18 protein-coding genes and 1 pseudogene are annotated in these 18,087 nt (G+C 71.5%); 15 read left to right on the top strand and 4 right to left on the bottom strand.

Annotated elements, in window-relative coordinates; genetic code table 11:
• Positions 1-20 precede the first annotated feature (20 nt).
• Together ACQPZW_RS12705 and ACQPZW_RS12700 are read right to left on the bottom strand one after the other, a co-directional pair.
• The gene (locus ACQPZW_RS12705) at positions 21-773 is read right to left on the bottom strand and encodes an ATP-binding protein (RefSeq protein WP_433795049.1); all 753 of its coding nucleotides are present in this window, start codon (positions 771-773) and stop codon (positions 21-23) included.
• A 151-nt stretch (positions 774-924) separates the two neighbouring features.
• The gene (locus tag ACQPZW_RS12700) at positions 925-1,932 is read right to left on the bottom strand and encodes a lipid II:glycine glycyltransferase FemX (RefSeq protein WP_433795048.1); all 1,008 of its coding nucleotides are present in this window, start codon (positions 1,930-1,932) and stop codon (positions 925-927) included.
• 229 nt (positions 1,933-2,161) lie between these two features.
• Between ACQPZW_RS12700 and ACQPZW_RS12695 the strand changes: the two genes are divergently transcribed.
• From ACQPZW_RS12695 to ACQPZW_RS12625, 15 genes and pseudogenes are all read left to right on the top strand, one after another.
• Positions 2,162-2,926 carry a polysaccharide deacetylase family protein gene (locus ACQPZW_RS12695; protein ID WP_433795047.1) on the top strand — a complete coding sequence of 255 codons (765 nt, stop codon included), beginning with the start codon at positions 2,162-2,164 and terminating at the stop codon, positions 2,924-2,926.
• Entirely contained in the window at positions 2,919-4,037 is a 1,119-nt protein-coding gene (locus ACQPZW_RS12690) for a DegT/DnrJ/EryC1/StrS family aminotransferase (protein ID WP_433795046.1), read from the top strand. The genes ACQPZW_RS12695 and ACQPZW_RS12690 overlap by 8 nt, the downstream gene beginning before the upstream one ends.
• A gap of 89 nt (positions 4,038-4,126) precedes the next feature.
• Positions 4,127-5,275: a glycosyltransferase family 4 protein gene (locus ACQPZW_RS12685; protein ID WP_433795045.1), complete on the top strand. Its 1,149-nt coding sequence runs from the start codon at positions 4,127-4,129 to the stop codon at positions 5,273-5,275.
• 21 nt (positions 5,276-5,296) lie between these two features.
• The gene (locus ACQPZW_RS12680; RefSeq protein ID WP_433795044.1) at positions 5,297-6,826 is read left to right on the top strand and encodes a polysaccharide biosynthesis tyrosine autokinase; all 1,530 of its coding nucleotides are present in this window, start codon (positions 5,297-5,299) and stop codon (positions 6,824-6,826) included.
• Positions 6,819-8,084 (top strand): lipopolysaccharide biosynthesis protein, encoded by a 1,266-nt coding sequence (locus ACQPZW_RS12675; RefSeq protein ID WP_433795043.1) that lies wholly within the window; start codon positions 6,819-6,821, stop codon positions 8,082-8,084. The genes ACQPZW_RS12680 and ACQPZW_RS12675 overlap by 8 nt, the downstream gene beginning before the upstream one ends.
• Positions 8,081-8,581, top strand: coding sequence for a hypothetical protein (locus ACQPZW_RS12670; RefSeq protein ID WP_433795042.1), 501 nt, complete (start codon positions 8,081-8,083; stop codon positions 8,579-8,581). Before ACQPZW_RS12675 ends, ACQPZW_RS12670 begins: the two co-directional genes overlap by 4 nt.
• The gene (locus tag ACQPZW_RS12665) at positions 8,551-9,282 is read left to right on the top strand and encodes an O-antigen ligase family protein (protein ID WP_433795041.1); all 732 of its coding nucleotides are present in this window, start codon (positions 8,551-8,553) and stop codon (positions 9,280-9,282) included. Before ACQPZW_RS12670 ends, ACQPZW_RS12665 begins: the two co-directional genes overlap by 31 nt.
• On the top strand, positions 9,279-9,791 hold the full coding sequence (locus ACQPZW_RS12660; protein WP_433795040.1) for a hypothetical protein: 513 nt from the start codon (positions 9,279-9,281) through the stop codon (positions 9,789-9,791). The genes ACQPZW_RS12665 and ACQPZW_RS12660 overlap by 4 nt, the downstream gene beginning before the upstream one ends.
• On the top strand, positions 9,734-10,411 hold the full coding sequence (locus ACQPZW_RS12655) for a hypothetical protein (protein ID WP_433795039.1): 678 nt from the start codon (positions 9,734-9,736) through the stop codon (positions 10,409-10,411). The genes ACQPZW_RS12660 and ACQPZW_RS12655 overlap by 58 nt, the downstream gene beginning before the upstream one ends.
• 22 nt (positions 10,412-10,433) lie before the next feature.
• Positions 10,434-11,444 carry a GNAT family N-acetyltransferase gene (locus ACQPZW_RS12650; RefSeq protein ID WP_433795038.1) on the top strand — a complete coding sequence of 337 codons (1,011 nt, stop codon included), beginning with the start codon at positions 10,434-10,436 and terminating at the stop codon, positions 11,442-11,444.
• A gap of 11 nt (positions 11,445-11,455) precedes the next feature.
• A pseudogene (locus ACQPZW_RS12645) lies at positions 11,456-11,521 on the top strand (hypothetical protein); the annotation flags it as partial.
• A 65-nt stretch (positions 11,522-11,586) separates the two neighbouring features.
• On the top strand, positions 11,587-12,687 hold the full coding sequence (locus tag ACQPZW_RS12640; RefSeq protein WP_433795037.1) for an FAD-dependent monooxygenase: 1,101 nt from the start codon (positions 11,587-11,589) through the stop codon (positions 12,685-12,687).
• 20 nt (positions 12,688-12,707) lie between these two features.
• The gene (locus ACQPZW_RS12635; protein WP_433795036.1) at positions 12,708-13,733 is read left to right on the top strand and encodes a GNAT family N-acetyltransferase; all 1,026 of its coding nucleotides are present in this window, start codon (positions 12,708-12,710) and stop codon (positions 13,731-13,733) included.
• Between the two features lie 215 nt (positions 13,734-13,948).
• Positions 13,949-14,749: an intradiol ring-cleavage dioxygenase gene (locus ACQPZW_RS12630; protein ID WP_433795035.1), complete on the top strand. Its 801-nt coding sequence runs from the start codon at positions 13,949-13,951 to the stop codon at positions 14,747-14,749.
• Between the two features lie 277 nt (positions 14,750-15,026).
• Positions 15,027-15,725, top strand: coding sequence for a class I SAM-dependent methyltransferase (locus ACQPZW_RS12625; protein ID WP_433795034.1), 699 nt, complete (start codon positions 15,027-15,029; stop codon positions 15,723-15,725).
• Between the two features lie 217 nt (positions 15,726-15,942).
• Here the strand turns inward: ACQPZW_RS12625 and ACQPZW_RS12620 are convergent, their stop codons facing one another.
• The gene (locus ACQPZW_RS12620) at positions 15,943-16,278 is read right to left on the bottom strand and encodes a hypothetical protein (RefSeq protein WP_433795033.1); all 336 of its coding nucleotides are present in this window, start codon (positions 16,276-16,278) and stop codon (positions 15,943-15,945) included.
• 576 nt (positions 16,279-16,854) lie between these two features.
• A complete protein-coding gene (locus tag ACQPZW_RS12615; protein WP_433795032.1) occupies positions 16,855-18,075 on the bottom strand; it encodes a hypothetical protein in 1,221 nt (406 codons plus the stop codon).
• Between the last annotated feature and the right edge of the window lie 12 nt (positions 18,076-18,087).

The raw sequence follows: 18,087 nt of genomic DNA, 5'->3' as shown, positions 1-18,087 counted from the left end.
CCGGTCGTCAGGGCTTGTCGTCAGGACTTGAGGAGCGCCCACACGATCTTGCCGGTCCGCGTGGGCAGCGCGCCCCATCCGTTGACCGCCGCGTCGACGATGCGCAGGCCGTACCCCCGCTCGGTCAAGGGGTTCTCCATCTCCAGCCGGATCGACGGCAGGGCCGGCGAGCCGTCGACGACGGCCAGGTGCAGGAGGCGGCCCGCGTCGCGACGGGAGATCAGCACGTCGATCGGGGTGCCGGCGTGCTCGGCCGCGTTGACGACCAGCTCGGACACGACCAGACGGGCCCGGGTCACGAGCGGCGCCATCCCCCACTCCTCACAGGCGGCGGTCACCATGTGCCGGGCCCGGGCGGCGGCCGCCTCGTCGGCGGGCAGGTGCAGCCGGACCCGTTCCGTCCGCGGGCGGCTGACGGAGAGGTAGGACCGGGCCAGCCGGACCGTCGGGAAGGTGGGCACCAGCCGGGCGGCGACGACGGTGCCGAGCCGGGCGGACAGGTCGGTACGGTCGGGCAGGCAGGCGGCGACCTGAACCACCGGCTCCATGCGCTCCCCGTGGACGGCGGCGGTGAGCCAGAGCGGCGCGCTGATCGCCCCCGGGTCGTGCAGGTCACGCAGATCCAGCAGCAGCCCGGCCGGATGGTGGGACAGGCACTTGTTGAGCAGGCCGAAGGTGGTGAGCCACAGGGCCCGCTCCCAGACCCCGCGCACGGTGAGCTCGACGATCCAGGTCTCGTCGTCCACCACGGCTGTGACCGATGGGCCGGACATTCCCTCGTCCCACTCCCGGTGAAGTCGCCCTGTCGGTGAAGTCGCCCTCGGCGAAGTCGCCCTCGGCGAAGTCACCCTCTCGGCGAAGTCACCCTCTCGGCGAAGTCACCCAGGAACCTATCCGGGCCCGGGCCCGGACGCCAGCCGTTGCTCAGCGGGCGGCGGTCAGACGGGCCATCGTGCGCTGCTTGAGGGCGAAACCCTGCTTGGCCGCGTCACGCAGATGGGCGACCAGCGGCGAGCGGGAGCGTCGGGCCCACGGGACGGCGACCTCGGTGGTGCCGTACTTCTCCTTGTACGTGTTGCCGCCCACGAAGTCGAACTCGGTGACCCCGCGCGCCTTGGCCCACCGCAACGCGTGCCAGATCAGCGTCTCGTTGGGCCGCAGGTGCTGTCCGGAGCGGTAACTGGCGCCGCCCCAGAAGTACATGGCGCGGTGATGCCACGGCAGGACCGCGGTGGCGATGCTGCGGCCCTCCGGATCCCGGGCGCGCAGCAGCAGGACCCGCCCGGCCGGGCCCAGGTGACGGATCAACGACCGAACCCTTTCCACCGAATAGGTGGGTACCAGATTCTGTTTGGCGAATACGTCCCGCAATTGATCGTAGAATTCGTCGGCGAATGCGGGATCGGCGTCCACCTCCTCGACGGTGACACCCGACTTCGCGGCCTTGCGGATGTTTCTGCGGCATGCGCTCGCCATCGCGCCGAACAACGCGTCGGAGTCGGGATTCAAATCGATCACCGCGGTGGGCGCGGAGTCCCAGCGCAGGCCGAGGCCGGTCAGATCGGCCGGCGTGAGACCCCGGTCGCGGATCTCCAGGTGCGCGGCGCCGGCCTCACCGAAGGCGAACGGCATGAGCGCGCTGAGCGCGGCCCGGCGGGGGACGTCCGGCCGGAGGGTGAATCCGAGGTACGACGTGGTCCAGCCGGCCATCGGGCTGCCCAGGATGCGCATGCCGAAACGCCTGCTCAGAAGCCCGGTGAAATGCCCGACCGGCTGACCCCCATCGGTGACGGTGGCGAGCAGCGGCTCGGCGTTCTGGCACTCGGCGACGAACCGGAGCCACTCGGGAGTGTGGAAGATCAGCCGATCCGGGTAGGTCGCCCGGTCGGCCCAGAGGGCGGCGTCAGGCTGCACCCGGTGCAGTCGCAACATGAGGGGTCCCCGATCGAATCATTGTCCGGCGGGCCTGATGATGCTCAACCACATGTCCATTCCGCAAGGAGCCGATCGGGCTATTCCTAATTGACGCGAATAATACTCGCGTTCATGGTGACAATTGCTACTGATGCTCGCCCGCACGCATTTGCGAAGGTGGGTGTGAGCCGCGGGACGACGTCTTCGTGGCCGCGACCTGTCGAACGAGCGGGAGGGTGCCGATCGCATGCAGACGGCGATCAGACGACGCCTGAACGAGCTGGGGCTGCGCAGTCGCCTGCGGGCACGGCCACGGCTGCAGGGACGGATCATGGCCCCCGCCGGGCTGCGGCGCCGGCTCCCCAGCACCCCCGGCCTCTACTTCCCCTTCTATCACGACGTTCCCGCCGAGTACGCCAAGGACCTGCGCAACCACCTGCGGGCCCTGCAGCGGATCGGCCCGATGGTCGGGTGGGACGAGGCGATGCGCATCCTGACCGGCACGCAACCGCTGACCGGGCCGGTGTTCTGCCTGTCCTTCGACGACGCCCACCTGACCTGGCGGGACGTGGCCGCGCCGGTGCTGCTGGAGATGAGGGTCCCGGCGATGTTCTTCCTCACCTCCGGCATGGTCGGGCAGCCGGGGAACCTGAGCTGGGACGACTGCCGGAACCTGGCGGCCTCCGGGTTCGACTTCGGCTCGCACACGGTCACCCATCACCGGCTGGCCGACCAGGACGACGAGACCGCGGCCCGGGAGATCGTCGACTCGAAACGGGAGATCGAGGACGAGCTCGGGACCGAGATCAAAGACTTCGCGGCGCCGTACGGCCATCCCGCCGTCGACTACCGCGAGCGAGACGTGGCCGTCGCCCGGCGGGCCGGGTACCGCAGCTTCTCCAGCACCCTGCGCCCGGCCATGCACGCCGGCGACTCCCCGATGTGCATCCGCCGTCAGGGCCTGCACCCGGCCTGGCCGATCCTGGCCGTGAGGACCCGCGTCCATGACTGACACCGAGACCGGCGCCCGCATCTACCTGTCCCCGCCGGACGTCACCGACCTGGAGCGCAAGCTGCTGCTGGACGCCTTCGACTCGAACTGGGTGGCCCCGGTCGGACCCGACCTGGACGCCTTCGAGGAGCAGGTGGCCGATCGTGTCGGCGTGCGGCACGCGGTGGCGCTGAGCAGCGGCACGGCCGCGCTGCACCTGGCCCTGATCGCGGCCGGGGTCCGGCGCGGCGACACCGTGCTGGTGCCGTCGTTCACCTTCGCCGCGACCGCGAACGCCGTGGTCTACCTGGGCGCCCGGCCGGTCTTCGTGGACTCCACACCGGACAGCTGGAACGTCGACCCGGCGCTGGTGGCCGAGGAGCTGCGGGCCCGGGCCGAGCGCGGGAACCTGCCACGGGCCGTGATCGCGGTCGACATGTACGGCCAGTGCGCCGACTACGACCCCCTTCTGGAGGCCTGCGACCGGTACGGCGTACCCCTGATCGAGGATGCCGCCGAAGCCCTCGGCGCGACCTATCGCGGGAGGGCGGCCGGGTCGTTCGGGCTGGCCGGGGTGCTCTCGTTCAACGGCAACAAGATCATCACCACCGGTGGCGGCGGGATGCTCGTGACCGACGACGGCCGCGTCGCCAAGCAGGCCCGGCACCTGGCCACCCAGGCCCGCGAGCCGGTCGCGCACTACGAGCACCGGGCCGTCGGCTACAACTACCGGCTCAGCAACCTGCTCGCCGCGGTGGGCCGGGGCCAGGTGCAACGGCTGGATCAGATGATCGCGGCCCGCAAGGCGACCTTCGCGTTCTACCGCGACCGGCTGCCCGGGCTGACGTTCATGCCGATCGCCGGCTACGGCGAGCCCAACTACTGGCTCACCTGCGTGCTCACCGAGGACGAGGCCCACCGGGACCGGCTGCTGGCCGCGCTCGACAGCCGCGACATCGAGGCCCGGCCGGCCTGGAAGCCGATGCACCTGCAGCCGGTCTTCCAGGACTGCGTGACGCGCGGTGGCGGGGTGTGCGCCGACCTGTTCCGCCGCGGGGTGTGCCTGCCCAGTGGATCCGCTCTGACCGACCACGACCGGGGACGCGTCGTCGACGCGGTTCGGGAGGGCTGAGACGCCATGCACATCGTCTACATCCACCAGTACTACTGCAATCCGCAGATGGCCGGGGGATCCGCTCCTACGAGCAGGCCCGCCGGCTGGTGGCGCGCGGGCACACCGTCGACGTGATCACCACCGACATCACCCCGGGGGCACGCAAGCTCGGCTGGACCACGACCGTGGAGGACGGCGTGACGGTCCACTGGTTCCGCGTGCCGTACCACAACGACATGTCGTATGCCCGCCGCCTGCGCGCCTTCGCCGAGTTCATGGTGCTGGCCGCCGTGAAGGCCGCGAAACTGCGCGCCGACCTGGTCTTCGCCACCAGCACGCCGCTGACCGTGGCCGTGCCCGGGGTGATCGCCGCGAAGCTGCGCCGGGTGCCGTTCGTCTTCGAGGTCCGCGACCTGTGGCCCGAGGTGCCGATCGAGATGGGCGCGCTGCGCAACCCGGTGCTGCGCACCATGGCCGGCGGACTGGCGAGCTTCGCCTACCGCAACGCCCGCGAGGTCATCGCCCTCTCCCCCGGCATGGCCGCGGGCGTCACGGCCCGCCGGCCCGGCACCCCCACCACGGTCATCCCGAACGCCGCGGATCTCGACCTGTTCCGGGTCGACCCCGAGGAGGTACGTCGGTTCCGCGCCGCCCACGACTGGCTCGGCGACCGCCCGCTGATCGTCTACACCGGTGCCCTGGGTGCGGTGAACGGCGTGGAGTACCTGGTCCGGGCGATGCACACGGCCACCAGGGTGGACCCGGACCTGCGGTTCCTGATCGTCGGCCACGGCAAGGAGTGGGAGCCGACCAAGACGCTCGCCGCCGAGTTGGGGCTGCTCGGCCGGGTCGTGCACATGTGGGAGAAGGTGCCGAAGTCGCAGCTGCCGGTGATCCTCGGCGCGGCCACCATGTCCAGCAGCACGGTCCGCCCGATCCGCGGCCTCTGGGACAACTCGGCCAACAAGTTCTTCGACGCGCTGGCCGCGTCCCGGCCGATCGCCGTCAACTACGGCGGCTGGCAGGCCGACCTGCTCCGGCAGACCGGGGCCGGCCTGGTGCTGGATCCGGTCGACACCGAGTCCGCCGGCGCCGAGTTGGCCCGGCACCTGCGTGACGAACTGTGGCTGAAGCAGGCCAGGGACGCCGCGCACCGGCTGGCCGTGGAGCAGTTCTCCCGCGACCTGCTCTTCGAGAAGTTCGAGGCCGTGCTCAACCGTTCGGCCCGGTGGGACACCGAGCCGGCCCATTCCTGAAGTGATTGCGGGGGAACCACCGTGGAACTGCGTGCGTACGTCCGGGCCTGCCGGCGCCGATGGCTCTGGCTGCTGGTGCCGGTGCTGGTCGCGGCCGGCACCGCCGCCGGGCTGACCCTGGCCGGTGCGCCGGGCCACCGGTCGTCGATGGTGCTGTACGTCAGCTCGGGCAACGCCGACCCGGACTCGGGGGCGCGGCGGCTCAACTCGTACATCGCTCTGCTGACCGGCCCCCGGGTGGCGCAGGCCGTGGTCGACCGGATCGGGCCGGACGTCACCGTCGACCAGGTGCAGAAGAGCCTGTCCGCGCAGATCCGGGAGGGCACCGACCTGCTCGAGATCGCGGCCGTCGACCCGGACGCCGAACGCAGCGAGCAGATCGTGACGACGGCTGCGTCGGTCCTGGTGGGCCTGGCCCGGCAGATCGGCGCCCCGGCCGACGAGGACGCCGGCCCGGCCACCCAGGTGTCCATCGTGCAGGACGCCGTCACCGTCGAGGAGCCCGGCGACCTGGCCCGTGACGCCGGGTTCGCCGCCGTGCTGGGCCTGCTGATCGGGGCGGCCGCGGTCGCCGCGAAGGAGGCCACCGGCCGGACCGTCGCCGAGGAGGACGACCTGCGCCGTCTCGGCCTCGACGCGGTCGGGACGATCTCGATCGGCGGCCGCTCCCGCGACGGCCATCCGGATCAGGCGCTCGCCGAGGCGTTCCGCCGGTTGCGCAGCCTGCTGCCGGTGCTGGCCGAGCCGCCGGCTCCAGCGGTACCGGCGCGGGGCCGTTCGCTGCTGATGACCGGCGCCAGTCGTAAGGAGGGCACCACCGCGGTCACCTGCGGCCTGGCCATAGCGATGGCCGAGACGGGAGCGCGGGTCGTGCTTGTCGACGCCAACATGCGTACGCCGGGGATCGGCCGCTACCTGTCGCTGGACGCCTCGCCCGGCCTGGCCGAGGTGCTGGCCGGCACGGCGCGGGTGCCGGACGTGCTGCAGGACTCGCTCGGCGGCCGGGTGACCGTGCTGCCGGCCGGTGAGCACGCACCCGACCCGGGTGAGCTGCTGGCCTCGCCGCGGCTGGGCGCGACCGTACGGACGCTGACCGAGCGCTACGACATCGTGCTCGTGGACGCCCCCGCCTTGCAGGGTGTGGCCGACGCGACCGTGATCGGGCAGGTCACCGACAGCGCGCTGCTGGTGGTGCGAGCCGGGCGGACCCGGACCGCGGACGTGGAGAAGTCGATCGACCTGCTCCAGCGCGTCGGGGCCCGGCTGGCCGGCGCGGTGCTCAACGCGCTGCCACGCAAGCTGCCGGTGAACGGCTCGTGGCACGGCCCGGCCGAGGTGAGCACCGGGGTGGACACCCCCGACCTGGTCTTCGGGCTGGACCCGACACAGTCGCCGCGACTCGACGACACGTTCGTGTCGCTGCCGGTGGTCGGGACCGCGCGCGGCCGGGCGAAGGTGACCGACACCGACGACGAGCAGTCCCCTGAGGTGCCGGCCCAGCGCAGCGCCGCCGACGACGACGCCGACGAGGAGCAGCAGCGCAGTGAGTGATCTACGGATCGGGATCCGGGAGGCCGGCCCGATCGCCCTCGCCGGGAAGGTGCTGCGCGAGCCCTCCGTCCAGCTGCTCGCGTCGCAGGTGCTGACCGGCGCGGTGGCGATGGCCGCGAACATCCTGATGGTCCGGTCGCTGAGCCCGGCCAACCGGGGTGAGGTGGCGCTGCTGCTGCAGGTGGTCTACCTGGCCACCCAGTTGCTGCTGCTCGGCACCGAGCGCAGCTTCGTGGCCGCCTACCACAACGTGTCGCCCGCTCCCGCCGTTCGTGCCTACGCGCGCCTGCTCGCCGTACCCTGCCTGCTGTTTCTCGGTGGTGCGGTGATCTGGCAGATCGTCGCGCCCGCGCGGCTCACGCCGGGCCCGCTGATCGTCGCGATGCTCGCCTGGTTCGCCCTGATCGAGGCGACCAGCCTGGCCACCCGGTCGATCGCCATCGCGGTGGGCCGGGTCCGGGACTTCCTGGTGGCCCGGGTGGTCGAGGCGCTGCTGCTGTTCACCATGCTGGTCGGCCTCTACGTGGGACATGCCAGCCACCCGGAGTGGTGGTTCCTGGCCTACCTGATCGCCGGGGCCACACCGACCGTCGTCTACCTGGTGATCTGGCTGCGGCTGCCGATCGTCGCCGGCGCCGGCCCGGTCCTCCCGGAGCAGAACCGGCAGGTCCGGCGGGAGGGGCTGGCGCTGTTCCCGGCCGCGCTGTCCAACATGGCCATGCTGCGGGTCGACCGCCTGGTCATCCCGGCGCTCGCGTCGACCGCGGCACTCGGCCACTACACGTCGGTGGCGACCATGACCGAGCTGCTGGCGTGGCCGATCCGGGCGTACGCCGACTCGCGTCTCGGCAAGTGGCGGGCCTCGCACAACGACGGCGACCTGAAGGCGACGCCGATCGTGGCCGCCGCCGCGGTCTACGTGCTGGTGGTGGTCCCGCTGGTGGCCGGTGGCCTGTATCTGCTGGTCGAGCCGTTGTTCGGGCACGAGTACGCGGACGCCAAGGTGATCGTGCTGCCGCTGGTGGCGGCGGCCGGCCTGTACGCGGTCTCCCGGATCAGCCTGGGCCTGCTCATCGCCAAGGGGCACGGCGGTCTCGTGTCGGCCGCCGAGATCGCCGGGTTCGTGGTGAGCTTCGCCGCCTACCTGCTGCTGATCCCCCGCCTCGGGATCCTGGGCGCGGCCTACGGCTCGCTCGCCGGCTACGGCGCGTGCCTGGTGTTCGCGATGGCGGCGAGCCGGATCGTGGGCCGACGGTGAAGAAGGCCTTCCTCGCGCCCGGTCTGCTGCTGATCCTCGTCGCGATCGGCGGCCGGTACACCCTGGACCGTGCCGGGCTGCTGGAGTTGGCGTGGGTGGATCTGCGCGTGATCGGCCTGATCGTGGCGCTGGTGGTCCTGGCCCTCTCCGCGTCGGGCCGGCACCCGATCGAGAGGACGAGACCGGAGGGCTGGCTGGTCGCCGCCCTGCTGTTCTTCCTCTTCCAGATCGCCTCGGCGCTGTGGGCGCCCCCCGCCGCCCGGGTCGGCCCGCAGGCCGTGGACCTGGTGCTGCTGGGTGTGCTGACGGTGGCGTTCTACCGGTACTCGCTGGGCGACCCGGAGACCGTCGTCAGATTCACCTTCCAGTTGTTCTTCGTCGCCGCGGTCGTCTACGCGCTGGCCGCCATCTTCATCAGCGGGCCCGGCGAGCAGGGCCGCTACTCGGCGTTCGGGGCGGGCCGAACGTGTTCGCCCGGATCGAGGTGCTGGGGGTGATCAGCGCGGTCGCCCTGTTCATGCTGACCGGCCGGATCCTGCCGCTGCTGGTGATCCCGTTGTTCCTGCTGGCCACGGTGCTGTCCGGGTCACGGGGCACGCTGGTGGCCGGTGCTGTCGTCGGGTTCGCGGCGCTGCTCAAGCTGCGGCACCGGTTGAGCGGCGGGGCGATCGCGGCGGCCGGGCTGGTGGCGGTGGTCGCGGTCGGCGCCATTTGGGCTCTCGCCCCACCGGAGTTCACCGAGCTGTTCCAGGAGCGGTTCGTTGAACAGACCGTGCAGGAACAATATCTCTCCGGGCGGACCGACATCTGGATGGCCGCCGTCGACATGTTCATCGATCACCCCCTCGCCGGATCGGGGGTGGACGGCTTCTACGGGCTCGTCGGCGTCAACCAGGCCGTCGAGTATCCACACAACTACGTGCTGGCGGTCGCCGCCGAGGGTGGGACGGCCGGGCTCGGCCTGCTCACCGCCTCGATCGTGCTGTGGACCCGGATCGTCCGGGGCGGCGGCGCCCGGCCCCAGCTGACCGGCCTGGCCGTGGCGGCGACCGTCTTCGTGGCACTGTCCGGCCTGTTCTCCGGCGACTACTACGACTCCCGGCTGGCCTGGATGTTCGCGGGCCTCGCCGCGGCCGCGGCCCTCGTTCCGGCGTCGGTCGCGCCGTCGCCGTCGCGGACGCCGGCGGTGGTCTCGTGAAGCGGCGCACGATCCTGGCCGCCGGGCTCGGTGGGGCGCTGGTCGCCGGCGCGACCGGGCTGCACCTGGTCCGTGGCGACTCCGGCGACGACGTGCCCGAGGTGCGCGAGCCGGTGCCGGCGAGCCCCCCCGCGGTCGAGGACGTGTCGAAGATCAAGACGGTGGCGTACTGGACCGGGATCTTCATGAAGAGCTGGGACTTCGCCCACGGGAACGCGACCCCGCTGAGCCGGTCCAAGGACAGCCGCGACCACTACGACCTGGCGTACGACGTCGACGCCTGCACCGCGATGTTCCGGGCCACCGGCCAGCACCGCTACCTGGACCGTGGCCTGACGTGGATGGAGAACGTGGTCGCCGCCTCGGCACCGTCGACGTCGCTGGCGAGGAGCTCGTTCCGCGACCGGTACCGGGGGTGGGGGTCGAGCCGGGCCGGCGGGGCGGGGACGAGGTGCCGCTCTACGAGTCGTACCTGTGGCGGTACGGCACCAACCTGCTCGTGGCCATGAAGGACCTCCCCGACACCGGCTACCGGGCCCGCTACCAGCGGCTGCTGGCGTTCGCCGAGAGCGACGTGTTCGACAAGTGGTTCAGCCGCGGGACCAGGGACTACATCTACCGTGAGCGCACGCACATGGCCGCGCACTGGGCGCTGATCGCGATGAACATCGCGCACCTCACCGCCGACCAGACGCGCAAGGCCCACTGCAACACCGTCGTCGACCACATCAGCTCCCAGTTGCGCGGCCAGTTGCGCCGCAACCCGGCCGAGCCGACGGCCTGGTTCTGGAGCGACGAGTGGGACTCGGCGAAACGGCCCGGCCAGGACGTCGGCCACGGCAACGGGGTGGTCACGTACGTCGTCGAGGCCCGCGACCGCCACCAGGGCTGGTCGGCGGCCGACGTGGCGGCGTTCTCCTCCCTGCTCACCAGGGTGATCTGGCCGGGCGGAACGACCTACCACGCCTATGTGGACGGGACCGGGACCGACAACGGCTGGTGGTCCGACGGCTTCGTGAAGCTGGGCCGCTACGACCCGGCCGTGCAACTGCGGCTGGAGAGACACCAGGTGGTGAACGATCAGTTCGCCGCGAACATGGCGCTCAACGCCCGCCTGCTGCGGGCCTGAGCACCGGAAGGGACAACCTGAGATGACGGCATCGCTGCTGGAACCGGCGGCACGCGAGTGGAAGGAGACGCTCCAGCACGTCAGCCACGACATGTACCACGTGCCGGACTACGTCGTCCTCGACGCCCGGCTCTACGGCGGAGTGCCCGCCGCGTTCCACTACGAGAGCCACGGGAGGCGGGTGCTGATCCCGCTCATCCTGCGCGACATCCCGGGCAGCGACCTCAGGGACGCGATCTCACCGTACGGCTACCCGGGTCCCGTCGGCTCGACCAGGGACCGCGTCTTCTGGGAGGCGGCCTGCACGTCGCTGGTGGACACCCTGCGCGACGCGGGCGTCGTCTCGGCCTTCATCCGTCTCCATCCGCTCCTCGACGCGCCGATCCTGTCCTCCCACGGCACCCTGGTCCACCACGGCGAGACCGTGTCGATGGACCTGACGGTCTCCGAGGACGAGATGTGGAAGCAGACCCGCGCCGACCACCGCAACCACATCAACCGGGCCAGACGGGCCGGCACCGAGATCGTGTTCGACGACTGGAACCGGCTCGGCGAGTGGGTCGAGGTCTACCACGACAACATGCGGCGGGTCGGCGCCACCTCGTACTACTTCTTCACTGCTGAGCACCTGTCGGCGCTGCACGACGCCGTCGGCGACCGGATGCACCTGGTGGTGGCGCTGGAGGACGGCGAGGTCGTCGGGGGCAACACCTTCTTCACGTACGACGGGATCGCCACCGGATACGTGTCGTCGACCCGTCGTGCCCCGAAACGGTACGCCGACGAGCTGCTCTACGACTCGGTGCGCCGGTGGTGCAAGGCCCGCGGCGACCGCGTGTTCCACCTCGGTGGCGGCAAGGGAGGGGCGAACGACTCGCTGTTCTCGTACAAGGCCGGGTTCTCGCCGGGCCGGCACGACTTCCACACCTGGCGGGTGGTCGCCGACCCGGTCGCCTACGAGCGGCTGGTCCGCGACCGGCGGCCGGACGCCGACCCGGCCGACCTCACCGTCACCTTCCCGGCCTACCGATAGGAGCCCCCGTCATGCGGATCACCTGTGTCGGCGGAGGGCCGGCCGGACTCTACTTCGCGACCCTCGCGAAACTGGCCGACCCCGGCCACGAGGTCACCGTGCTGGAGCGCAATCCGGCCGGTGTCACCTGGGGCTGGGGGTGGTGTTCTGGGACGACCTGCTCGACGACCTGTTCCGGTACGACCCGGTCAGCGCCGAACGGATCTGGGCGGCCGCCCGGAAGTGGGACGAGTACGAGGTCCGCGCCACCGGCAAACCCACCACCCACCTGGCCGGGTACGGGTTCAGCCTGGGCCGGCACAAGCTGCTGGAGATCCTCTCCGCGCGGGCGGTCGAGCTGGGTGTGAACATCACCTGGGCCGACGAGCTGAGCGACCTGACCGACCTGCCGCCGTCCGACCTGGTGGTGGCCTGTGACGGGGCGCGCAGCCGGATCCGGCAGGAACACGCCGAGCACTTCGGCGCCGAGGTGGAGGTCGCCCGCAACAAGTACATCTGGCTGGGCACGCCCAAGGTGTTCGACACGTTCACCTTCGGGTTCGAGCAGACCCCGGCCGGCTGGATCTGGTTCCACGCCTACCCGTTCAACGACGAGACCAGCACCTTCATCGCCGAGTGCACCCCGCAGACCTGGTCCGAGCTGGGCTTCGACACCCTCGACGCGCGCGACGGCGCCGAGCGGCTGCGGCAGATCTTCGCGTCGCATCTGGACGGTGCGGCGCTCATCGACCATCGGGCCGAGGTCGGGCGGACCGGCTGGCAGAGCTTCCACCGGGTCACCGCGCAGCGCTGGGACCACGGCAACGTGGTGCTGATGGGCGACGCCGCGCACACCACCCACTTCGCGATCGGCTCCGGCACCAAACTGGCCCTGCAGGACGCGATGGCCCTGGCGGACGCGGTCTCCTCCGGCGACGATCTGGCGGTGGCCCTGGAACGGTACGAGCACCGGCGCAAAGCGGCGATGGCGCCGCTGCAGCGTGCGGCGCGGGCCAGCACCGCCTGGTTCGAGAGGATGCCGGAGTACGCCCACCTGCCGGCCGGCCGATTCTCGTACGCCCTTTCGAACCGCCGCGGCGAATACCCGACCTGGCGTTACCTGCTGCACATGGCGACACAGACGTCGATCCCGCGCACCCTGCTCCGGTGGACGCTCAGCGCCCGCCGGTGGAGCCGCGCCCGCCGCCGGACCGACACCGGCCAGGTCACCACCGGGCACACGATCCTGCCCAACACCGCATAGCACCGACGAGGGGACGACCGATGGCCGAAGGCGCGCTGCTGGAACCCGGCGATCCGGCGTGGGCGGACGCGTTGCGGCGCGTCCACCACGACGTCTACCACCTTCCGGGGTACGTGACTCTCGACGCCCGGCTGTCCGGGGGCACACCCGTCGCGTTCCGCTACGACGAGATGGGCCAGGTTCTGCTGCTGCCACTGGTGCTGCGGACGGTCCCCGGCACCGGGCTGCGGGACGCGGTCTCCCCGTACGGCTACCCCGGCCCGGTCAGCGACGTCCCACCCTCCGACACCGGCTTCTGGACGCGCGCCGCCCGGCACATGGCGGGACTGCTGCGCACCCATGACGTGATCACCGTCTTCGCCCGGTTGCACCCGCTGCTCCCGGCGCCGGTCACCACCCTGGCCACGGCCCTGCCCGGCGCCGGGACCGTGGTGCACCACGGCGAGACGGTGTCCGCCGACCTCACCCTCACCCCGGAACAGCTGTGGCACGACACCCATCGCACCCACCGCAATCAGATCAACAAGGCGGGACGGGCCGGGGTACGGGTCGTCGTCGACGACTGGGATCTCCTCGAGGAGTGGGTGTCGACCTATCACGCGACGATGCGGCGGGTCGGCGCGACGGACTTCTACTTCTTCGACCTCGGCCACTTCCGGCGGCTACTCGCCGCCCTCGGCGACCGGGTTCATCTGGCGGTGGCGGTACGCGACGGCGAGGTGCTCGGCGGCAACCTGTTCTTCGCCCACCACGGGATCATGCAGACCCACCTGCAGTCCACCCGGGACGGCCCGATCTGGTGGGCCGACAAACTGCTCTACCACGAGGTACGCCTGTGGGGCCGCGCCCGTGGCCACCTGGTCCACCACATCGGCGGCGGGGTGGGCGGCGCCGACGACTCGCTGTTCCGCTACAAGGCGGCGTTCGCGGCCGGGCGGCAGGACTTCCACACCTGGCGGGTGATCACCGACCCGCTGGCCGTCGAGAAGCTGTGCGGCACGCCGACCGAGGAGATGATGTCCGGCCGGTTCCCGCCCTACCGGTAGGCGCTCGTGCCCCGGGCACGCCCACCGCCGAGTCGGGCCCGCGACTCCGCACTCCACGACGGGTCGCGCCGAGACGGCGATCGCACCTCATGCCGGGCGGTTCTGGGCGGGCCCGGGATGACCCAGCCGGTATGACGAGGGCGAGATCAACCACAGGTCATTCATAGACTTCGATGTTTTGCTGCGGTCTCCCCCAACGGCAGAAGGAGGAACCCATGCAGGACAACGAAGCGTTCGTGCGCGAGGTGCACGACAAAGGGCTGGCCTACGACCTTCCGGTGATGACCCGGCGGCGGATGCTCACCGTCGCCGGCGGCGCCGGGGCACTGGCCGTGGCCGGCGGCGCGCTGCTCGGCGGCTCGGCCGACCCGGCGCTGGCGGCGTGTGCTGCCGAGGTCGACTCGGAGACCGCCGGACCGTACCCGGCCGACGGCTCCAACGGGCCGAACGTGCGGGTGCTGTCCGGAATCGTGCGCAGCGACATCCGGTCGTCGTTCGGCACGTCGACGACCACCGCGCCCGGTGTTCCGCTGCAGTTCTCGCTCACCGTGCTCAACTCGGCGTGCACGCCGACCGTGGGCGCGGCGATCTACGCGTGGCACTGCGACCGGGCCGGACGGTACTCGCTCTACTCCTCGGGCGTTACCAACCAGAACTACCTGCGCGGCATCCAGGTGACCAACTCGTCCGGCAAGGTGACGTTTACCAGCATCTATCCCGGCTGCTATGCGGGCCGGTGGCCGCACATCCACTTCGAGGTGTACTCGTCGCTGGCCGCCGCCACCAGCGCCTCCGGGCTGATCCGTAAGACATCGCAGATCGCGCTGCCCGAGTCGGTCTCCCGGGCCGTCTACACCGGCGCCACCGGATACGCGCAGAGCGTCACCAACATGAGCCGGATCACCCTGGCCGGCGACATGGTGTTCGGCGACGACCTGGCCGCCACCCAGATGGCCACGGTGACCGGCTCCGTCTCGGCCGGCTACGTCGCCGACCTGACTATCACGGTTCCGTAGGCCCTCCGGCTTCCGCGGCCCCTGGCCCCCTGTGGTCTCTGACCCCCGTGGCGCCGGTGGTCCTCCGCAGGATCGAACGGCCGCCGCCTCCTCCTCTCTCGGCGGCGGCCGTTCCCGCCTCCCGCCTCCCGCCACCATCTCCCCTCTCGGCGGCGGCCGTTCCCGCCTCCCGCCGCGGTTCCGGGTGGGGCCGGCAGCAGCCTTGATGTCACCGGATGTCGCCGTCTGAAGCCGACGCGGGGATGCCTTCCGGTTCGGCGACGATAGGCTCCGGCGCGTGCGCGAATCCGGTTTCCTCGATGCGGTCCGGTCGTCCTACGACCATGTCGCCGCCCACTACGCCACCCTCTTCGACGACGAGCTCGCCGACGAACCGGTCCTGCGCAGCGTCCTCACGCTCTTCGCCGACCTGGTGACCGAGCCCGGAGCGGCGCTCGCCCCCGATCCGGCAGGCGGATCAACGATCGTTCCCGCGGGGCGCGGCCCGGTCGCCGACGTCGGTTGCGGGCCGGGCCATGTGACCGCGTTCCTGCGTCAGCGCGGTCTGGACGTCTTCGGCGTGGACCTCTCCCCCGGAATGATCGCCCAGGCCCGTGCCACCTATCCGGACCTGCGCTTCGAGATCGGCTCGATGACCGCTATGGATCAGCCTTCGGAGAGCCTGTCCGGCCTGAACGCCTTCTACTCCACGATCCACTTCCCGACGGCGGAGCTTCCGGCCGTCTACCGTGAGTTCCACCGGGTCCTGAAGCCGGGCGCCCCGCTGCTGCTGGCATTCCAGTCCGGCGACGAGCCGAAGCACTTCATGCGGGCCTGGGATCACGACGTGGAGCTGACCATCCATCGCCGCCGCCCGGAGACCGTCACCGAGCTCCTGACCGAAGCCGGTTTCCGCCCCATGCTGACGTCCGTATACGAACCCCAGTCACGACCGGGACGCCCCCACGCCTACATGATCGCCCACCGTCTCCCCTGACCGGGCCGGGCCCAGGCCTGAGTGATCGCCCACCGTCTCCCCTGACCAGGCCGGGCCCAGGCCTGATTGATCGCCCGCCGCCTGTCTGACGTGTGACAACCGCCGACATCTCATCGACCGTGAGGCGTCTGTGACGACCCGGCAGAGAACACCGACGGTGCCCCGCGTTGTCCCGAGGTTCGTTGGACAGCGCTGGGCACCCGGATGGAGGCTCAGGTCAGACGGTGACACCGGCCGTGGTGGGGGCCGGCTCGGCGGTGGCGAGGGTGACACGGCTGGGTGCCTCCTCGCGCGGCACCGGGACGGCGCCCGCACCCGCGGTCGGTCGTGGCCGCCGGGGTTGAACGCGGCCGGCGCTACCGCCTCGGCCGCGGTAGATCAGCAATCCGTTGACCGGGTCGGGGGCCGCGTCGAGTGCGGCGCGAACGGCCGGAAACGCGAGGAACCCGGGCCATGCATCCTCGGAGTCGTAGGCGATCTCGAAGACGACACCCCACCCGAACTGATGCCAGGACCACTCTCGGGCGCCGTACGAGACAGCTGCGGACACCATGGTCTCCTGGTGCGCATCACGCCATCGAGCGGCGGACGCGTAGGGCCCGTCAAGAATCTCGATCGACCACCAATACCGACCCATATCGACCACCACCATGGCATTCGGGTGCCACCGATGCTACTGCGGGGGCAAGTTCGGCCGGCTGTTTTCGGCACACTCACGCCTAAATTGGCACCCTCCCCAGCCACTGCGGCGCGGACCGGGAGGGCCGCCCGCCGTGAGCCGGGACGGCCACGCGGAGCGAACCAGAGGGCAATGCCGCGTGGTCCGAACCGGGAAGGCCACGACTCGGACCGGCCGCCGAATCGGGAAGGCCAGGCGGCGCGACACGGACCGGGGATGCGGGCCGGGAAAGCCACGCGACACGGGCGGGGCAGGCCACGCGGCGCGGGCCGGGAACGCGGGCCGGGAACGCGGGCCGGGAACGCGGGCCAGGCAGGCCACCCGGCGCAAGCCGGGAACGCGAGCCGGGCAGGCCACCCGGCGCAAGGCGGGAACGCGAGCCAGGCAGGCCACCCGGCGCAAGCCGGGAACGCGAGCCGGGCAGGCCACCCGGCGCGGGCCGGGGGAGGGTCAGGCGGCGGGGCGGCCGGAGCTGCGGGGCTGGGGTAGGGCGGCGTGGCGTGGGGTGGACAGGCGGCGGGAGTGGTGCAGGGTGGGCTGGGCGCCGGTGGCGGTGGCGGTACGGGACTCGGGGAGCTGCGGGCCGGCCCAGGCGGGGATGGCGTCGGGTGGGGTCAGGGTACGGTCGGGTGGGACCCACAGCGGCTGAGGGGCGGCGGGCGAGCCCCACCAGCGGAAACTTCCGTAACCACGGACCAGTGGGGGCTGCAGGGCGGGCCAGTGGGCTTCGGCGGGGATGGACAGGCGCCACGCCTCGGCGGGCAGCAGGGCTCCGGCTCTCGGGGGCGGCACGACCACGCCGCCGCTCTGCAGGTGGGCGGGGACCGGGTCGTCGCCGGCGGGGGCGACGGCTGCGGGGGCGGAGGCCAGGACTATGGCGGACCCCACGGTGACCAGGCCGGCGGCCAGGGCCGGCAGCTCCCAGCCGGAGCGGACGGTGTCGCCGATCAGGGTCAGGGCGATGATCGACGGGAGGACCACCTCACCGGTCCAGTGGACGGCGGTGACCCGGCCGACCTCGCCGCCCTGGAGGGCGCTCGCATACAGCAGCATGCCGGTCAGGGCGAAACCGATCATCGTCCAGGTGACCGGCTCGGTGACGACGGCGACGGCGCCGGTGGTGAACTGGCGCATCTCCTCCTCGGGGAACTGCAGGGCGCGGCCGGAGATGGCGGCGCCGCCGAGGGAGAAACCGCCGATCATGGCGATCAGGCCGGGGCGGCCGGTTCTCGTGGCGCCGTAGCCGAGGATCCAGAGCAGCAGCAGCGCCGACACCAGGCCGACGCGGACCTGTGTGGACGGCAGCATCTCGTGCTGCTGACCGGCGGAGAGGGCCAGGACACCGAGGGCGCCGGTGGTGCAGACGATGGCGGCGACGTCACGGCCGCGCAGCTTGGAGCCGAGGAACAGCCAGGCGGCGACGGCGGTCACGGCCAGCGAGGAGGCGAGGACCGACTCGACGACGTAGACGGCCAGATGCTGCAGGGCGACGATCGCGCCGATCCACGCGACGATGTCGAAGACGATGCCGATCAGGTAGAGCGGATGACCGAGGGTGCTGGCCGTGCTGTGGCTGCGTTTGGCGCCGATCGCCTGCAGGATCGACCCGGTCGCGTAACTGAAGGCGCCGAAGACGGCCATCCCCAGCGCGAACCAGCTCATGGAGGTCATCGACCACCTCCG

Source organism: Actinoplanes sp. CA-252034 (assembly GCF_050956125.1).
Taxonomy (GTDB): Bacteria; Actinomycetota; Actinomycetes; order Mycobacteriales; family Micromonosporaceae; genus Actinoplanes.
The sequence above is the reverse complement of the archived record's forward strand: the minus strand, read 5'-3'. Positions and strand labels throughout refer to the sequence as shown.

Bases quoted from the DNA above. Each gene is read 5' to 3' on its own strand.
- ACQPZW_RS12705 (WP_433795049.1), bottom strand. From the start codon at position 773: ATGTCCGGCCCATCGGTCACAGCCGTGGTGGACGACGAGACCTGGATC.
- ACQPZW_RS12700 (WP_433795048.1), bottom strand. From the start codon at position 1,932: ATGTTGCGACTGCACCGGGTGCAGCCTGACGCCGCCCTCTGGGCCGAC.
- ACQPZW_RS12695 (WP_433795047.1), top strand. From the start codon at position 2,162: ATGCAGACGGCGATCAGACGACGCCTGAACGAGCTGGGGCTGCGCAGT.
- ACQPZW_RS12690 (WP_433795046.1), top strand. From the start codon at position 2,919: ATGACTGACACCGAGACCGGCGCCCGCATCTACCTGTCCCCGCCGGAC.
- ACQPZW_RS12650 (WP_433795038.1), top strand. From the start codon at position 10,434: ATGACGGCATCGCTGCTGGAACCGGCGGCACGCGAGTGGAAGGAGACG.
- ACQPZW_RS12635 (WP_433795036.1), top strand. From the start codon at position 12,708: ATGGCCGAAGGCGCGCTGCTGGAACCCGGCGATCCGGCGTGGGCGGAC.
- ACQPZW_RS12630 (WP_433795035.1), top strand. From the start codon at position 13,949: ATGCAGGACAACGAAGCGTTCGTGCGCGAGGTGCACGACAAAGGGCTG.
- ACQPZW_RS12620 (WP_433795033.1), bottom strand. From the start codon at position 16,278: ATGGTGTCCGCAGCTGTCTCGTACGGCGCCCGAGAGTGGTCCTGGCAT.
- ACQPZW_RS12615 (WP_433795032.1), bottom strand. From the start codon at position 18,075: ATGACCTCCATGAGCTGGTTCGCGCTGGGGATGGCCGTCTTCGGCGCC.